Here is a 16,703-nt window from a genome sequence, read left to right as displayed (position 1 = left end):
CTCGCTCCTGTTCTATTTGTTTTTAAAATTTAATAGCTAATCTTGCTTTTGCAATTTTTTTGCGATCAAATGTTAAGGTTTTTGTTCTTGTTTTTACACGGAAAGTTAAGGTTAACGTTTCTGCTGTGACTTCATCTAAGTCACCTTCATAAACTTTTTGTCCTTCAACAGGCTCATATAAAGAAATATGAATATATGAACCAATAGCGGCTTCATAATCGGCTTCTTTTTTTAATGGGCGTTCTGCTCCAGGAGAAGAAACCTCTAAAAAGTAGGCTTGAGGAATTGGATCAGGATCTAAACTATCCATTGTATCACTCACACGTTCACTAAGAAGCGCGCAATCCTCTAAGTCAATGCCTCCTGGCTTATCAATATAGATACGTAAAAACCAGTTCTTACCTTCTTTTACAAATTCAATTTCAACGAGTTCAAATTGGAGCTCATCTACAATTGGTTGAACAATTTGAGTGACGTTTTCAGTGACACTACTCAACCTTATCGCCTCCTTTAGAATACTTCAGATATTTAGGTAGCCATCCTGATTCTACTGCCGAAAAAGAGTGAGCATCGCTGCTCACTCTTTTACCAAGATATCTAAATCTGTTGTTATTATACTATAAATACAGGATTATTGCAACCATTCTCGGTTTGCTAAGCCCTCTACCACAAATGACTGCTACTAGGAAAATATCGATTCAGTAAGTCTGGCAATTTTTTCCCTTATCTACTTACTTTCTGATACATTTCTTTTCTTCATAAACCAGCTGATTCCAAGCAGAAAAATACCAGCAAAGAACAACCAATGGGTTTTCTGCTCTCCAGTAGCAGGTAATTGTGCGATTGTACTTGGCTCATCTATTGATGGCTTAGGCTGTTCACTTGTTGCTTCAGCATAGATATAAATCACTGTTTGCGCTTCACTTTGGTAAAAACCTTGCTCAGAGCCTTCCACATGATACAATTGATAGCCCGCAATGTCTTTAGGTTGCGTTGTGTATTGAGTACCTAATTCGCCTTCAAGAAGCGTTTCTTCAGCGATTGTTTCTCCTAATTGATTGTGATACTTGACAACTACTTGTTCAGAAGGCACTTCTTTTTGGTAAAGATAGATAAAGTGTTGTAGGCTGTTTGTAAAACTGCCCTCAGCAATCATAGGTGCTTGAATTAATTGATACCCTTGAAAATCTCTAGCTGTTGTGACAAAGGGCTCTCCTACTTGTCCTGTTAACGGTTCAGTTGCTAATACTTGTCCCTTATCGGTCTGATAGGTCACAAGCGTATGGCCCATTAATTGAGTATATTGATAAGTCACGGCTTGAGGTGTTGTGCCAAATGTACCCGCTCGATTTTCTGGTAAGCTAGTTAATACATAGTTAGGAAATGCTTTAACTTCACTTTCATAAGGTTCACCAACATAACCACTTAAAATGACTTCCTCTTGTAATAAACGACCATTCATATCTTGATAATGTATGACCACGTCTGCTGCCTGTACAAGGTCTTTTTCATAACGATAAGTGACTTCTTGTAAGGTATCCGTGAAGGTTCCTACTGCTTCACCAAGGGTTTCTACCAAATGGTAGTCTGCAATGGGTAGTGCTGTTGCTTCATAGGGTAAATCAATGCCACCTTCTAACAGGATATCTGCTGCTAATTGCTTCCCTGTAAGATCTTGATAGTGCACTAAAACACCAGCAGATGGATTGATTTCATAGAGATAGAGAACGGTTTGGGCTTCCACTTTAAAGAGGCCTTTTTCATTTTCTGGCGTAGCAATCAAACGGTAACCTGTAATGTCTGTTGCAGTAGTCGTATAAGGTTGGTTGACATAGCCATTTAGGATTTGATCTTCCTTTAACGCTTTACCTGTTGTATCTTGATAATGAATCGTTACATCTCCTGCTTTGATTGGTTCATAGAGATAGGTAACTTCCTGAATATTTTCAGTAAAAAAACCCGTTTGATTCGTTGGCTCTGTTAATAATTGGTAACCATAAACGGGCTTAGCTTCAGCAGTATAAGGCGCATCAAATTTGCCTTTTAACACCTCATCCTCAGCTATTGTTTTGCCCGCTGTATCTTGGTAATGAACAATCACATCTCCAGCGATGATCTGTGCATAGATATAAGTAACTTCTTGCTGATTGACTTTAAACATACCCTTTGCATTTTCAGGAGTAGTGGTTAGACGATACCCTCTAAATTCCTGCATCGCACTTTCATAGGGTGTACCAAGCTCTCCAGTTAATGCAACTGGTTCCATCAGCTGTTTTCCTGCTGTATCTTGATATTTTACAATAACATCCCCATACTGAATCTCCTCGTACTGATAAGAAACATGCTGTGCATCTGCTTGAAAGGTACCTGTTGCATTGTTTGGTTTAGTGAGTAGACGGTACCCAGCAATTTCTTTTGCTTCGGTTTCATAAGGGGTACCAATTTCGCCACGAACTAAAGCCTTTTCTTCAATTTCTTGACCAGCTGCTGTCTGATAGGTAACCCAAACATGCCCTATAGTTTCTTTCTCATAAATAAAGGTGACAGTTTGTGGGTCTTTAGTGAAATATCCCTTTGCATTTGCGGGTGAGTTCACCAAACGATAGCCGGCAATTTTATTGGGGCTCACTTGATAATAGCCAGTAATTGATCCGATTAAACGCTTATTTTTAGAGACAACATTTCCTTCCACGTCTATGTATTCAACCGTAATCTCCCCGCCTCTTTTTAAGCGATAAGTATAAATAACAGTTTGTGCTTCTGCTTGAAAGGTACCTGTTGCTCCGTCTGGCGTTTTTGTGATCTCATAGTTTTCAATCTCTATCGGTTCTGTTTGGTAGCTTACACCAATATTTTCTTTAAGAATGGTCTCTTTGGCAAGGGTATTGCCACCCTCATCTTGATATTTAATCGTAATATTGCCACCTGCCACACCTGTGTCATTATAAGGCACCATTTGTTTTTCTAATAGCAGATTTTTTTTTGGTAAACTAGTATATGTATGTGCTGAAGCAAGATAGGCTTGTAGTAAATCTTTTTCAAATAATTCTTCTTTTGCTGATGCGGTTCTATTTGGTGATTCTTTAGCCTCTATTGTTGAAAAAGAAGAAAATATAAAAATACCGATTGCAACTAGGTACCCAACATATTTCCATTTAATTTTTGATGTCACACTATTCTCTCCATTTCATTAAAAACTTTTATTTATTATATCACAATAATTAAGTGCTGTACAAACAGATTTCAAATAGTCATAATTAATTTATTCTTATCCTTAAATTTAAATAATGCAAAGGTTTTCTAGCTTATTTCCATTTATTTATAAAACGAACAGAAACTTTCTAAACATATCTTTATTTTTTCAAAAAAATAAAAACTGCACATGATTCCCAATGAAATCATGTGCAGTTTTCTATTCGTTATTCTTTAGAGTTACATCATATCAAACAATGACAATTGGTTTTCATCTGGCAAATCTTTCAAGACGCCATTTTCGTTCATATATTCAATCAAAGTCTTTGAAACTTTCCCACGATTTGCAAGATCTTCCTTAGAAAGGAAAGGCTTCTCTTCTCTTGCAATACAAATTTGTTTGGCAACGTTGGCACCTAAACTTGGAACGGCTCTAAATGGTGCAATTAATGTATTGCCATCAATGACAAAGTTTTCAGCATCTGATTTATATAAATCAATCATTTTAAAGTTAAAGCCTCGTTCAATCATTTCATTACATAATTCAAGAACCGTTAGCAAATTCTTTTCTTTGGTTGAAGCATCTAAACCTTTATCATTAATTTCCTTCATTCTAGCTTTTACTGCATCTTTTCCTTGGCTCATGGCAACTAAATCAAAATCATCTGCACGAACTGAGAAATACGCTGCATAATAAAGAATTGGAAAATGCACTTTGTAATAAGCTACACGTAAAGCCATTAAGACATAAGCTGCCGCATGGGCTTTAGGGAACATATACTTGATTTTCAAACAAGAATCAATATACCATTCAGGAATCTTCTCTTCTCGCATAGAAGCTTGCCAATCATCTGGAATCCCTTTCCCTTTACGCACACTTTCCATAATACTAAAGGCCATCCCATCATCTAAACCATTATGAATGAGGTAAACCATAATATCATCACGACAACCAATTACTTGAGATAAGGGAATATTATTATTTCTAATTAATTCCTCTGCGTTCCCAAGCCAAACGTCTGTCCCATGAGATAAACCAGAAATTTGTAGAAGCTCTGAGAAAGTGTTTGGCTTAGTTTGCTCTAGCATTCCTCGCACAAATCTTGTTCCAAACTCAGGGATCCCTAGCGTTCCTGTTCTTGATTCAATTTGTTCACTGGTGACACCTAAAACCTCTGGACCACCAAATATTTGCATGACATCAGGATCATCCGTTGGAATGGTCTTTGGATCAATTCCTGATAAATCTTGGAGCATTCTAATCACTGTTGGGTCATCATGACCAAGGATATCCAGTTTTAACACATTATCATGAATTGAATGGAAATCAAAATGTGTTGTTTTCCATTCTGAATCTTGTGCATCTGCTGGGAATTGAATCGGTGTAAAATCATAGACATCCATATAATCAGGGATAACAATAATCCCCCCTGGATGCTGACCTGTTGTCCGCTTCACTCCTGTTGATCCCTTCGCTAAACGATCAATTTCAGCTGCTCTAAAATGATAATTAAAATCTCTTTCATAGCCCTTAACAAAGCCATAAGCTGTTCTATCAGCAACTGTACCGATTGTTCCAGCTCGATAAACATATTCCTCACCAAATAGCACTTTTGTATAATCATGGGCTTTGGCTTGGTAATCTCCAGAGAAGTTTAAATCGATATCGGGTACTTTATCTCCATGGAAACCTAAGAATGTTTCAAACGGAATATCATGTCCATCCTTCATGAGGCGATGGTCACAATTAGGACATTGCTTTTCAGGTAAATCAAAACCTGAACCAACAGAACCATCTTCATAAAACTCAGAATATTTACAATTTGGACAGCGATAATGTGGCGGCATTGGATTCACTTCTGTAATTCCTGTCATAGTCGCAACAAAGCTTGAACCAACGGAACCACGTGAACCAACCAAATACCCATCCTGTAAGCTCTTATGCACCAATTTTTGTGAAATCAGATAAATAACTGAGAAGCCATTCCCAATGATACTTTTCAGTTCTTTTTCAATTCTTTTCTCAACAATTTCAGGTAGAGGATCACCATATAAACGGTGTGCTTCATCATAACTTAATTTCCGAATCTCTTCCTCTGAGCCTTCAATTTTTGGTGTGTAAAGATCACTTTTAACAGGGGTTAGTTCTTCGCACATATCCACAATTTTTTTTGGATTTTCCACTACTATTTTTTGTGCCAGTTCTTTTCCTAGGAAAGAAAATTCATCTAGCATTTCATTGGTTGTTCTAAAATGAACTGCTGGTAAGGTAGAACGGTTTAACGGATTCGCCCCACCTTGGGAATGAATCAGTATTTTACGATAAATCGCATCTTCTTCATTTAAATAATGCACGTCCCCTGTTGCTATCACTACTTTACCTAACTCTTCGCCCATTCGAATCATATTGCGAATAATATCTTCTAAATCGGCTTCGTTTTTAACGAGCTCTTGCTCTAATAAGGGGGCATAAACTGGTTTCGGCTGAACTTCTAAATAATCATAGAAGGCTGCTTTACGTTTAGCTTCATCGTACCCTTTTTGCATCATTGCCTCAAAAATCTCACCTTTACTGCAGGCTGAGCCAATAATTAAGCCTTCTCGTAATTGTTTTAATTTTGAGCGCGGAATCCTTGGTACACGGTAGAAATAATCAATATTGGACATTGAAATTAGCTTAAATAAGTTTTTAAGTCCAACTTGAGTTGTTGCTAAAATCGTTGCATGGAAAGGTCTTGCGCGCTTATAGGAATCCCCTTCACCAATATATTCATTTAGCTGATCATGATAGTCTATTTCATAACGCTCTGCTGCATCCTTTAAGAAAATCCAACAAAGATGTCCTGTAGATTCTGAATCATAAATCGCACGGTGATGTTGTTCTAAGCTAACACCAAATTTTTTCGCTAACACGTTTAAACGATGATTTTTAAATTCAGGATGTAAGAAACGAGATAATTCTAAGGTATCAATGACTGGATTATCTGCATCTGGAATATTGTAACGACTATAGGATGTATTTAAGAAGCCCATATCAAAGGCTGCATTATGCGCCACAAGAATAGTGCCTTCACTAAATTCTTTAAATAAGCGAAGCACTTCTTCCTCTGATTTAGAACCTCGTACCATATCATCTGTAATCCCTGTTAAATTAATTGTCGTTTGAGACAATGGATGACCTGGATCAATGAATTGTTCAAAGGTATCAATAATATTGCCTTTATGCATTTTAACGCCTGCAAGCTCAATAATTGTGTCATAAACCGCAGAAAGACCTGTTGTTTCCACGTCAAAGACCACATAAGTTTCATCTTTTAATAACCGATGGGCATCATTATAAGCAATAGGTACCCCATCATCGATTAAGTTGGCCTCTAAACCATAAAGAATTTTGACGCCATGCTTCTTCCCTGCCCAGTGAGCATCGGGAAATGATTGAGCACCACTATGATCCGTAATGGCAATTGCTGGGTGTCCCCATTTACCCGCTTGACCAACAAGCGCTTCGACACTAGAAACAGCATCCATTTGACTCATTGGTGTGTGTAAATGTAGCTCACTTCTTTTTTGTCCTTCTGGTGCAGTATCTTTACGAGAGTCATGCTTCCACTCTGTAATATCTCGAGCATTCATGACAAGGTCACGCATAAAGCTATCTTCTTGGACACCACCTCTAGCACGAACCCACATGCCTTTGCTTAAAGCCGCAAAAGCTGCTTCATCTTCGGCATTACTAGAAAACATTTTGACTGAAAATGAAGAGGTATAATCGGTAATTTTCAAAATCATAATATGACGACCTGAACGTAACTCACGAATTTCCTTATCAAATACATAGCCTTCAATGGTCACACGACGTTCTTCCTCAAGGATATCGCCCATCCGTTTGACTTCTTCTTTCGCATTGATTTCTCTTCCCAAGATAATGGGACCAGCTGGTAAGGCTGCCATTCCACTTTTTTCATTGCGTTTTTTCTCAGATTCAGCTTTTTTTAGATTCTCAGCTGCTCTGATGGCAAGTGCCGCATCTGCTTCTTCTTTTTTCGCTTGGAATGCCGCCAAAACTGCTTCAGTTGCAGCTTGGTCAATTACTGGCATAATTTGAAATTTTTGAAAACCAAATTGGGTATAAGCCACTTCAATTGGTGCTAAATATTGATTTAATAAATGCTCTTTAACCACTTCATTTTCTACTAATAACTGAATTTTTCGGTCATTTAAGGTTGGGTATTGTTCTCTAAAGGTTTTATTGACAATTGGAGAAGAAACGCCACTGACTTTAATCGCTTCATGCCAATAGTTTTGAATTTTTTCCTCAGTTAATGAGGGCTCTTTAACTTCAACATGATAGCTAATGGCTGCAATCTCTTTAAAAGCGATTTGTAAATGTTGTTGTAGATTTTGGTAAACTTCAAAAGGTAGAATATCAAAAAATTGAAAGGTAAAGTGCCAAGACTTTTGTTGCTTATTCACTTCAACTTTTTCAATTGCGCCATCTATAAAATAAGGCGCATAGCTGACTTCATGGTGTAAGTTGATTTGCTCTAGCAGCTTTTGAAACAGTTCTTTTTTGTCTAAACTCACGCTACTATCCCTCCTTTTCTATTTTAGAAAATCGGAAAAGGGTCTCCTTTTAAATAAGTGACCCTTTTCAATATGCTGTTTGATTATACGTTGTTTTCAGGGTTTAATAAAATATTGACGGTGTTCACTAATTCCTCAGCTCTCACTTCAACTGTTTCTCCTGTTTTACGCAATTTAATTTCAACGATTCCTTCATTTGCTTTCTTACCAACAGTTACACGTACTGGTAAACCCATTAAATCAGAATCAGCAAACTTCACGCCTGCTCGTTCATTACGGTCATCTAATAAAACAGAAAGGTTGGATTGTTGCAATGTTTCATAAAGCTCTTCAGCTAAAGTCACTTGTTCAGCTGATTTCATATTAATTGGAACTAAATGAACATCATATGGTGCAATTTCTTTTGACCAAACTAAGCCAGCTTCATCTGATTGTTGCTCAGCAATGGCTGCTACTAAACGGCTAATCCCGATCCCATAACATCCCATAATAACAGACTGTGAGCGACCATTTTCATCTAAAATGGTTGCATGCATACTATCACTATAACGCGTCCCTAATTTAAAGATATGACCAATTTCAATCCCCTTAGTGAATTTAATCACGCCATGTCCATCTGGAGATAAGTCGCCTTCCTTCACAAAACGGAAATCATCATAAGTCTCTACTTTCAAGTCACGCTCTGGATTGACATTGATATAGTGGCTATCTGTTTCATTGCCACCACAAACTGCATTTGCCATATCTTGGACATGTAAATCAGCTAAAATGCGCACCTCTTCAGAAATACCAATTGGTCCAACAAAGCCAAAATCAGCAGCTAATAATGCTTGTGCTTGCTCAGGGGTTGCTAAATCAAGGAAATCTGCTTCTAAGAAGTTTTTAAGTTTGACATCATTCACTTCATGATCACCACGAACTAAAACTAAAACAGGTTTTTCATCTGCTATAAATAGTAGGCTCTTAATCACACGTTTTTCTTCTACTTCTAGGAAATTGGCTACCTCTTCAATCGTTTTCACATTTGGTGTGCTGACTTTTTCTAACTCTTTTTCGATTTCATGAGATTTCTTACGCATATAGAAGCTTGAAGCCATTTCTAAATTGGCCGCATAGTCACTGGCATCAGAATAACAAATCACGTCTTCGCCAATCTCAGAAATTGCCATAAATTCTTTTGAGTCTTTTCCACCCATAGCGCCACCATCACCGATAATGCCTCTAAATTCTAAGCCACAGCGTTCAAAAATACGTTCATAAGCTTTAGACATTTGGGCATAGGTTTCATCTAAACTATCATAAGAAGCATGGAAAGAATATCCATCTTTCATTAAGAATTCTCTACCACGTAGTAAGCCTGAACGAGGGCGTTTTTCATCACGATATTTTGTTTGGATTTGGTAAAGTGATAACGGTAATTTTTTATAAGAAGTAATTTCATCACGAATAATCGCAGTAATCGCTTCTTCATGTGTTGGTCCTAAAATAAAATCACGTTCATGACGATCTTTTAATTTCATTAAGTTTGGACCATATGTGTCATAGCGACCTGATTCAATCCAAAGCTCAGCAGGTAAGAGTGCAGGCATAAGCATTTCAACTGCATCAATTTTAGCTAATTCTTCTCTAACAATTTGTTTGATTTTTTCAAGTACAACAACTGCAAGAGGTAAGTAAGTATAAACCCCACTTGATGTTTGTCTGATATATCCTGCTCTTAATAATAGTTGATGACTACGTACTTCTGCATCACTTGGCACCTCACGTAATGTAGGTACTAATACTTTTGATTGTCTCATATTTTATTTGTCTCCTTTTAACCCTTTTTCAATAATTTGAACTTTTCCCCATTTATGCTTAAGCATATCTGAAAATCGTCATCACTGGCGTTTTCAAGCACATGCTAAAAGAAACTACGTTGGATATCATTCCATGTCACTAAAATCATGAGAATAAAGATGAATGCAAAGCCTACCAATGTAATAATCCCTTCTTTTTTTGGATCAAGTGGCTTTCTTCTAATTCCCTCAAGAACATTTAGCACTAATTTACCACCATCCATTGCTGGAATTGGCAATAGATTCATCACACCTAAATTGACACTCAGAATGGCCAAGAAATTTACTACATATAAAAAGCCCATTTTTGCGAATTGTCCAGTTGCTGTATAAATACCAACAGGCCCTGATAAGTTATCTAAAGAGAAGCCTTTTGTAAACATACGACCTAAAACAACAAAGATTTGTTGAATCCAAAACCAAGTTTGTGTGAAGCCATACATGAGTTTAGCAGTGAATGAATCATCCACATATTGAGTGGTACCAATCAAACCAATTGTTTTTCCATCTTCTTGCTCTACTGCTTCAGGTGTTACTTTTGCTTCAAAAGTTTTGCCATCTCTTTCTACTTCTAAGACGACTTCTTGATCCGCACTTTGATGAATTTGCTCCGTCATTTCAAGCCATGATGAAATTTTCTGTTCATCAATCGCCACAACTTTATCGCCTTCTTTTAAGCCAGCTTTTTCTGCTATGCTATCTTCTTTAATCGTTCCTATAATACTTTCATTAGAAGCTACGCCACCTCTAACAAAGGCTAGAATTGAAAAGACAATAATCGCTAAAATAAAATTATTCATTGGACCAGCAAAGTTGGTCATCATTCGCTTCGGTAAAGAAGCAGATTGAAATTGGACATCAATTGGTGCAATTTGGACTTCGACACCATCAGGCTCAATCACAGTTGCTTCTCGGTTCACTGAATAACGAACCAGCGCTTCATCTGATGCAGCCGTTTGACCTTCAATGAATAAGTCTTTTTCTAAATCAACAGTCACAACTTCTATTGGAATCGCATTGGTTAGTTGCTTCTTCCCATTCATATTGATACGAATGACTTCACCGGCTTCATTTAAGACAATCCCAACAGGTGTTCCTGCTTTGATTTCTGTTTCTTCTTCACCGATACCAGCCATTCTGACATAACCACCTATAGGTAAGATACGCAAGGTATAAGCTGTGCCGTTTTTTCTATATGAAAAAATTTTTGGTCCAAAACCAATTGAAAAGTCTCGCACTAAGATGCCTGATTTTTTGGCAAAATAGTAGTGTCCAAATTCATGAACAATGACTAATATACTAAAAATAATAATAAACGTTAGAATTGTTTGAATCATATATTTCGCTCCTTCACTTGTTATTTCTGTGAAATCCAACTTTCAACAAGTGTTCTAGTTGACTGATCAATTTCAAGAATGTCTTCTAAAGATGGATGAGGCACCACTTGATGCTGAGCCATCGCTTTTTCTACAGCTGTTTCAATTTGTAAAAAGGTGATTTTTTTTGCTAAAAAGGCTGCCACCGCCACTTCATTTGCAGCATTCATCACTGCAGGTAGGCTACCACCTATTCTTCCAGCCTCATAAGCTAAACGAATCATCGGAAAGCGCTGAAAATCTAATGGTTCAAAATGAAGCGCACCAATTTTTGTTAAATCAAATGGTTGTTGCTCTTTTAAGTAGGCTCTATCTGGATAAGTTAAGGCATATTGAATCGGTTCACGCATATCGCTTGGCCCTAATTGTGCCTTCACACTTCCATCAATAAACGCAACCATTGAATGGACAATACTTTCTCTGTGCAAAACTACCTTTATTTTATCATAATCTAAATCAAATAACCAATGGGCCTCAATGACTTCAAAGCCTTTATTCATCATGGTTGCTGAATCAATAGTAATCTTAGCCCCCATTGACCAATTGGGATGATTCAAGGCGTCTTCTACTGTGACTTGTTTTAAGGCTTCTCTTGTTTTATCCCTAAAACTACCACCAGATGCAGTAATCAATAAGTGATCAACCTGTGACATTTTTTCGCCTTGGAGGCATTGGAAAATAGCCGCATGTTCGCTATCAACAGGTAAGATTTTAATCCCTTTTTCTTTGGCTTTTGCCATCACTATGTGTCCTGCTGTCACTAAAGTTTCTTTATTGGCTAAGGCAATATCGTGTCCTGCCTCAATTGCAGCCAGCGTTGGACGCAAGCCAATACTGCCCATTACAGCAGTTAATACAATATCTAACTCTGGTAAAGCAGCAATCTCACATAAGCCTGAAACACCTGAAACAAAGGTAGTCTGAGGAAATTCTTGGGCTAATTCTACCGCCACTGCTTCAGATTTTACCGAAACCATTTTAGGTGAAAATTGTCTGATATAGTCTTTTCCCTTTTCAATATTTGAATAAAAGGAAAATGCGACTAATTGAAATAAATCGGGATTGGCTGAAATCACATCAACAGTACTACTACCAATGGAGCCAGTAATGCCTAATAAACTAATCTTTTTCATTGTATAAAAGTAGCTGCCATGATGATGACAACTACAAGGCACATCCTTTCAATAGTAGGATGCGTCTGAAAAATTTGGATGCGACCGTAGTTTTCAAACACACCCTAGATTAATCCAACTAAATGCATGATAGGTAAAACGAATAATAAGCTATCAAAGCGATCTAAAATCCCACCATGTCCTGGTAATAAATTGCCAGAATCTTTGACATCATAATGACGTTTATAAGCTGATTCTACTAAATCTCCTAATTGACCAGAAACGGAGAATAATGCGGTTAAACCAAGCATCGGCACTAAAGCATATTGCATCGGGTTAAAGTAAAGGAAAAGCACGCTTACAACTAAAGCGCAAACCACGCCGCCTAATGCACCTTCAATGGTTTTATTGGGACTAATATGTGGTGCCAATTTATTTTTACCAAACTTTCTCCCACAGAAATAAGCACCTGAATCTGTTGACCAAACAAGAAAGAGCATATATAAAATCACTGCTAATCCTGCTTCTCTGGCTACTAAGAAATAATGAAAGCCATAACCAACATATAAACTGCCTAAAACTGCAACTGCTGCATCATCAAAGTTAAATTTGTTCTTTGAAAATACCATCGCTACTAATAACAGCATCACGCAAATATAGAAAATAAAGCTTGCTTCGATGCCATAGTCTGCAAGAAAAGCTAATCGCTCACTTGGTAACAAAATGCTCAGCATCCCAACAGAGGCAATCACACCCTCTAGCGAGAAAATACTTTTTTGTTTCATCTTAAAGAGCTCATGTAAGCCCACTACACCTAAAATGGCCATTAATAATTCTAAGACCCAACTACCATACCAAACAACAGGGACAAATAAAATAAGTGCCACCACTGCTGTCATAATTCTCTGTTTCATAAAGTAAAGCCTCCTATGCTTTTAACCCACCAAATCTTCTTTGTCGTCCTTGATAAACACCAATGGATTGCTCCAGCATTTCTGGACTATAATCAGGCCAAGCAACCTCAGTAAAGTATAATTCACTATAAGCAATTTGCCACATCAAAAAATTACTAATGCGTTCTTCGCCACTTGTTCGTACTAACAAATCAGGATCTTGATACGCTCCTAAATCAGCAGTCATTAAATGATTGCTAAATAATGCATCATCAATTGCCTCTACCTCTAAGGTGCCATCTTTTACCTGTTGAGCAATATTTTTTGTTGCGGTAATCATTTCTGCACGACTGCCATAATTCAAAGCAAAATTTAATACCATGCCTGTATTTTGAGCAGTTTGCGCCATTGCATTCTGGACAGCCTTCTTTGTGTGATCTGGTAATTGCTCAATATAGCCCATCACTTCTACACGAATATTATTTTCAATCAATTCTGGTACAAAAGTATCAAAAAAGTCCACTGGTAACTGCATTAAAAATGAAACCTCATCTGTTGGTCTTTTCCAATTTTCTGTTGAAAAAGCATATAATGTCAAGACTTTCACACCTAGATTACTGGCATGCTTTGTAATTTTTTTAACCGTATTCATACCTTCTTTATGACCGGCAATCCGTGGCATCATTCTTCTTTTAGCCCAACGACCGTTTCCATCCATAATGATGGCGATATGCTTGGGGATTTCTCCATTTGTATCAAATGTAGACATTCCTTGTTGTTTTTGTGTATTTGTTTTTTTTCTAAAAAGGTTAAACAAGCTCATCCCTCCATTTTTACACTGAATCTATTGTAGCAAAAAGGAGCTAAAATGGATATGGAAAATGAGAAAAAAGGCGTTTTTTTTATGTAAATCTAGCTTTTCTTAAAGAAAAATTAAGGGATTACTTAAAAGGAGCTTCGTTTCTAAATTAAACATAAAAAGCAGCTTAAGAGAAATCCCTTAAACTGCTTGATTCATTGTCTTAAAAATGTGGTATCAATACAGAAACTTTTAGTTTTTTTCACTAAAATAAATCGCGTGATGCTTCATACAATTCAGATTAAAAGGTTGTTGGCATTGGCGACATTTTTCACTGCTTTGATAATCAAAATAAGTCATTTCATGCTGACAAGCACCACAAAGTACAACTTTATCCATTGTCTTTTTTTCAATTGGCCAAGGCTCAAATGAATGGTTTTCTAGCTCATTATGACAGCTAAAACAAGCATAATACTTTTTACATGAATAGCACTTATTTGCCACAATATCGACAGCAGAGTGATAGTGCACACAGCGACCAAATGAATCGATTGTTAAACCAAATATTTGCGTCATCTTGCCAGCTCCTCTGCTTAAAAACTATTTTAAGAATGATGATGTCTTTGATTAAACTTCTAATAATTCTTTTTCTTTTTCAGCTGAAATAGCATCCATGTTTTTGATACTTGCATCTGTTAATTTTTGCACATCTGCTTCTAAGCCACGTAACTCATCTTCTGAAATATCTTTACTTTTTTCTAATTTCTTCAATTCATCAATCGCATCACGACGAATATTACGAACAGCTACTTTTCCGTTTTCAGCTTCTTTACGAACGACTTTTGCTAGCTCTTTACGACGCTCTTCTGTTAATTGTGGGATCACTAGACGAATCACTGTCCCATCATTTGTTGGGCTAATGCCAATATCACTCATCATAATTGCACGTTCAATATCTTGTAAACTGGTTTTATCAAATGGTGAAATCATTAAAACACGTGCTTCCGGCACTGTGATTTGCGCAATTTGATTTAAAGGTGTTGCTGTACCATAATACTCAACTTGAATACGGTCAAGTAAGCTAGCATTGGCACGACCCGCACGAATACTACCTAGTTCTCTTTGTAAAGCAGCTTCCGCCTTACCCATTTTTTCTTTTGCTGTTGTTAAAATCTCTTGAGACATCTTATTTCCCCCTTACGGTTGTTCCAATGTTTTCGCCTAAAACGACGCGTTTAATATTACCTGGTTGATTTAAATTAAAGACAACTAATGGAATATCATTATCCATACTTAATGAACTTGCAGTTGTATCCATTACTTGTAAGCCTTTATTAATAATTTCAAGATGGGTTAATTGTTCAAATTTAGTTGCTGTTTCATTGGTTTTTGGATCAGCAGAATAAACACCATCCACATTATTTTTTGCCATTAAAATGACATCAGCTGAAATCTCAGCTGCACGTAAAGCTGCCGTTGTATCAGTTGAGAAGTAAGGATTTCCTGTACCTCCGGCAAAAATGACCACACGTCCTTTTTCAAGATGACGCTCTGCTTTTCTACGAATATAAGGCTCAGCAATTTGACGCATTTCAATAGAGGTTTGCACACGAGTTGGAACACCAATATTTTCAAGATTATCTTGTAAGGCTAAAGCATTCATAACCGTTGCTAGCATGCCAATATAATCTGCTTGTGCGCGCTCCATGCCCATTTGTTCGCCAACTTGTCCACGCCAGATATTTCCACCGCCAACAACAATGGCAATTTCAATTCCTAAATCATGCACTTCTTTAATTTCTTTTGCGATTTCATGGATTGTAGGAGGTTTAATTCCAAATCCTTCATCTCCTGCTAAGGCTTCGCCACTAATTTTCAGTACCACTCTTTTATATTTTGAATCCACCATTATCTATTACCCTCCGATATTTGACAAATCTTATTATTTTATCTAATCCATTATAGCATAGAATTTTTCATTTCTCAGTAAAAGAATGGAAACAAAACGGTTTTATCAGAAATTTTTAATCCTTGTTCTGCAGGATTTCTCTCATTTCTGACATATCATAATCTAAGGTATCTCCTTTTTGGTAAAGTTGGGGCTTTTCAACCTTCCCTTGGTAATTAGGCGTCAATACAACTTTATTCGTATAGTCTTTTGTTACAAGTTGAAGGGTTAAATCATTTTCCTGATCTGTAATCACAATTTCTTCAAGCACGATTGTACCACTCTTCATTTTTTCATTGAAGGCTTCATCTTCAAAGGTAATATTTTTGAGTGTGATCACTAAATCATCCTTTTCCCCCTCGACTTCAATCTCTGTCGTGTGTGTCACTTTTAAGTAGCCCATTAAGATATTTCTACTTAATTCATTGACAATTGCTGAATTTCTAATGAAATAGTCTGTAGGTGTTGAGGTTTCGACTAATTCATCACTAATGATGGTTAAAAGGTTATGTTGTAAACTCTTAGCTATTTCTCTAGAATAAACGATACCATCAATCGAATAGATTTCACCAGACATTTGAAAACTTTTGGCATTCTTATCTTGGTCATAAATGAATTCCGTTACACTATAAGGCGTAAGAACACCTGGCATTGTGTGATCTTCTAAATAGTAACGAATTGGCTGATGATCTTCTAATGAATTCATATATTTATTATAAACATAAGTCAGCGCATCTTTTTCAGTTTTAAAATCTTCTTTGTTGCTTACTTTATTTTTTTCTGTGTCTGCTTGCTTCGTTTTAGTTCCACCACAGCCTGAGATAAAACTGAATACTAATAGGAAGGTACAACTAAGTAAAAGATACTGTCTCATTTTTCGCATTATAATATGTAGGCTCCTTTTTATGTAACAAAAATAGCTTTAAAAAAAGAGCGCCCACAATTGAATCGGGTGCGCTCT

At 36.9% G+C, this 16,703-nt stretch carries 12 protein-coding genes; all 12 read right to left on the bottom strand.

From position 1 onward, the window contains the following. Positions 1–22: 22 nt before the first annotated feature. Positions 23–496, bottom strand: coding sequence for a ribosome maturation factor RimP (rimP, locus tag BMW29_RS06060; RefSeq protein WP_092651443.1), 474 nt, complete (start codon positions 494–496; stop codon positions 23–25). Positions 497–727: 231 nt separating this feature from the next. Further along, the gene (locus tag BMW29_RS06055; RefSeq protein ID WP_092651440.1) at positions 728–3,172 is read right to left on the bottom strand and encodes a MucBP domain-containing protein; all 2,445 of its coding nucleotides are present in this window, start codon (positions 3,170–3,172) and stop codon (positions 728–730) included. 260 nt (positions 3,173–3,432) lie between these two features. Further along, on the bottom strand, positions 3,433–7,776 hold the full coding sequence (locus BMW29_RS06050; protein WP_092651438.1) for a PolC-type DNA polymerase III: 4,344 nt from the start codon (positions 7,774–7,776) through the stop codon (positions 3,433–3,435). Positions 7,777–7,859: 83 nt separating this feature from the next. Continuing rightward, entirely contained in the window at positions 7,860–9,575 is a 1,716-nt protein-coding gene (locus BMW29_RS06045; protein ID WP_092651435.1) for a proline--tRNA ligase, read from the bottom strand. 104 nt (positions 9,576–9,679) lie between these two features. Beyond that, positions 9,680–10,951, bottom strand: a complete 1,272-nt coding sequence (gene rseP, locus BMW29_RS06040; protein WP_092651433.1) for an RIP metalloprotease RseP — start codon at positions 10,949–10,951, stop codon at positions 9,680–9,682. 20 nt (positions 10,952–10,971) lie between these two features. Beyond that, on the bottom strand, positions 10,972–12,123 hold the full coding sequence (gene dxr, locus BMW29_RS06035; RefSeq protein WP_092651430.1) for a 1-deoxy-D-xylulose-5-phosphate reductoisomerase: 1,152 nt from the start codon (positions 12,121–12,123) through the stop codon (positions 10,972–10,974). A gap of 104 nt (positions 12,124–12,227) precedes the next feature. Next, positions 12,228–13,016: a phosphatidate cytidylyltransferase gene (locus BMW29_RS06030; protein ID WP_092651427.1), complete on the bottom strand. Its 789-nt coding sequence runs from the start codon at positions 13,014–13,016 to the stop codon at positions 12,228–12,230. A gap of 13 nt (positions 13,017–13,029) precedes the next feature. After that, positions 13,030–13,812, bottom strand: a complete 783-nt coding sequence (locus BMW29_RS06025; RefSeq protein ID WP_281241506.1) for an undecaprenyl pyrophosphate synthase — start codon at positions 13,810–13,812, stop codon at positions 13,030–13,032. Between the two features lie 234 nt (positions 13,813–14,046). After that, on the bottom strand, positions 14,047–14,370 hold the full coding sequence (locus BMW29_RS06020) for a CHY zinc finger protein (RefSeq protein ID WP_092651422.1): 324 nt from the start codon (positions 14,368–14,370) through the stop codon (positions 14,047–14,049). A gap of 51 nt (positions 14,371–14,421) precedes the next feature. Continuing rightward, the gene (frr, locus tag BMW29_RS06015; protein ID WP_092651419.1) at positions 14,422–14,979 is read right to left on the bottom strand and encodes a ribosome recycling factor; all 558 of its coding nucleotides are present in this window, start codon (positions 14,977–14,979) and stop codon (positions 14,422–14,424) included. A 1-nt stretch (position 14,980) separates the two neighbouring features. Beyond that, positions 14,981–15,703: a UMP kinase gene (gene pyrH / locus BMW29_RS06010; protein ID WP_092651416.1), complete on the bottom strand. Its 723-nt coding sequence runs from the start codon at positions 15,701–15,703 to the stop codon at positions 14,981–14,983. 115 nt (positions 15,704–15,818) lie between these two features. Then, on the bottom strand, positions 15,819–16,625 hold the full coding sequence (locus tag BMW29_RS06005; protein ID WP_092651413.1) for a hypothetical protein: 807 nt from the start codon (positions 16,623–16,625) through the stop codon (positions 15,819–15,821). Positions 16,626–16,703 lie beyond the last annotated feature (78 nt).

Origin of the sequence: Isobaculum melis (assembly GCF_900111355.1) — a bacterium.
Taxonomy (GTDB): domain Bacteria; phylum Bacillota; class Bacilli; order Lactobacillales; family Carnobacteriaceae; genus Isobaculum; species Isobaculum melis.
The sequence above is the reverse complement of the archived record's forward strand: the minus strand, read 5'-3'. Positions and strand labels throughout refer to the sequence as shown.

Coding starts and splice junctions, on each gene's coding strand:
- BMW29_RS06045 (WP_092651435.1), bottom strand. CDS start 9,575: ATGAGACAATCAAAAGTATTAGTACCTACATTACGTGAGGTGCCAAGT.
- BMW29_RS06005 (WP_092651413.1), bottom strand. CDS start 16,625: ATGCGAAAAATGAGACAGTATCTTTTACTTAGTTGTACCTTCCTATTA.
- BMW29_RS06030 (WP_092651427.1), bottom strand. CDS start 13,016: ATGAAACAGAGAATTATGACAGCAGTGGTGGCACTTATTTTATTTGTC.
- rseP (WP_092651433.1), bottom strand. CDS start 10,951: ATGATTCAAACAATTCTAACGTTTATTATTATTTTTAGTATATTAGTC.
- frr (WP_092651419.1), bottom strand. CDS start 14,979: ATGTCTCAAGAGATTTTAACAACAGCAAAAGAAAAAATGGGTAAGGCG.
- BMW29_RS06020 (WP_092651422.1), bottom strand. CDS start 14,370: ATGACGCAAATATTTGGTTTAACAATCGATTCATTTGGTCGCTGTGTG.
- dxr (WP_092651430.1), bottom strand. CDS start 12,123: ATGAAAAAGATTAGTTTATTAGGCATTACTGGCTCCATTGGTAGTAGT.
- pyrH (WP_092651416.1), bottom strand. CDS start 15,703: ATGGTGGATTCAAAATATAAAAGAGTGGTACTGAAAATTAGTGGCGAA.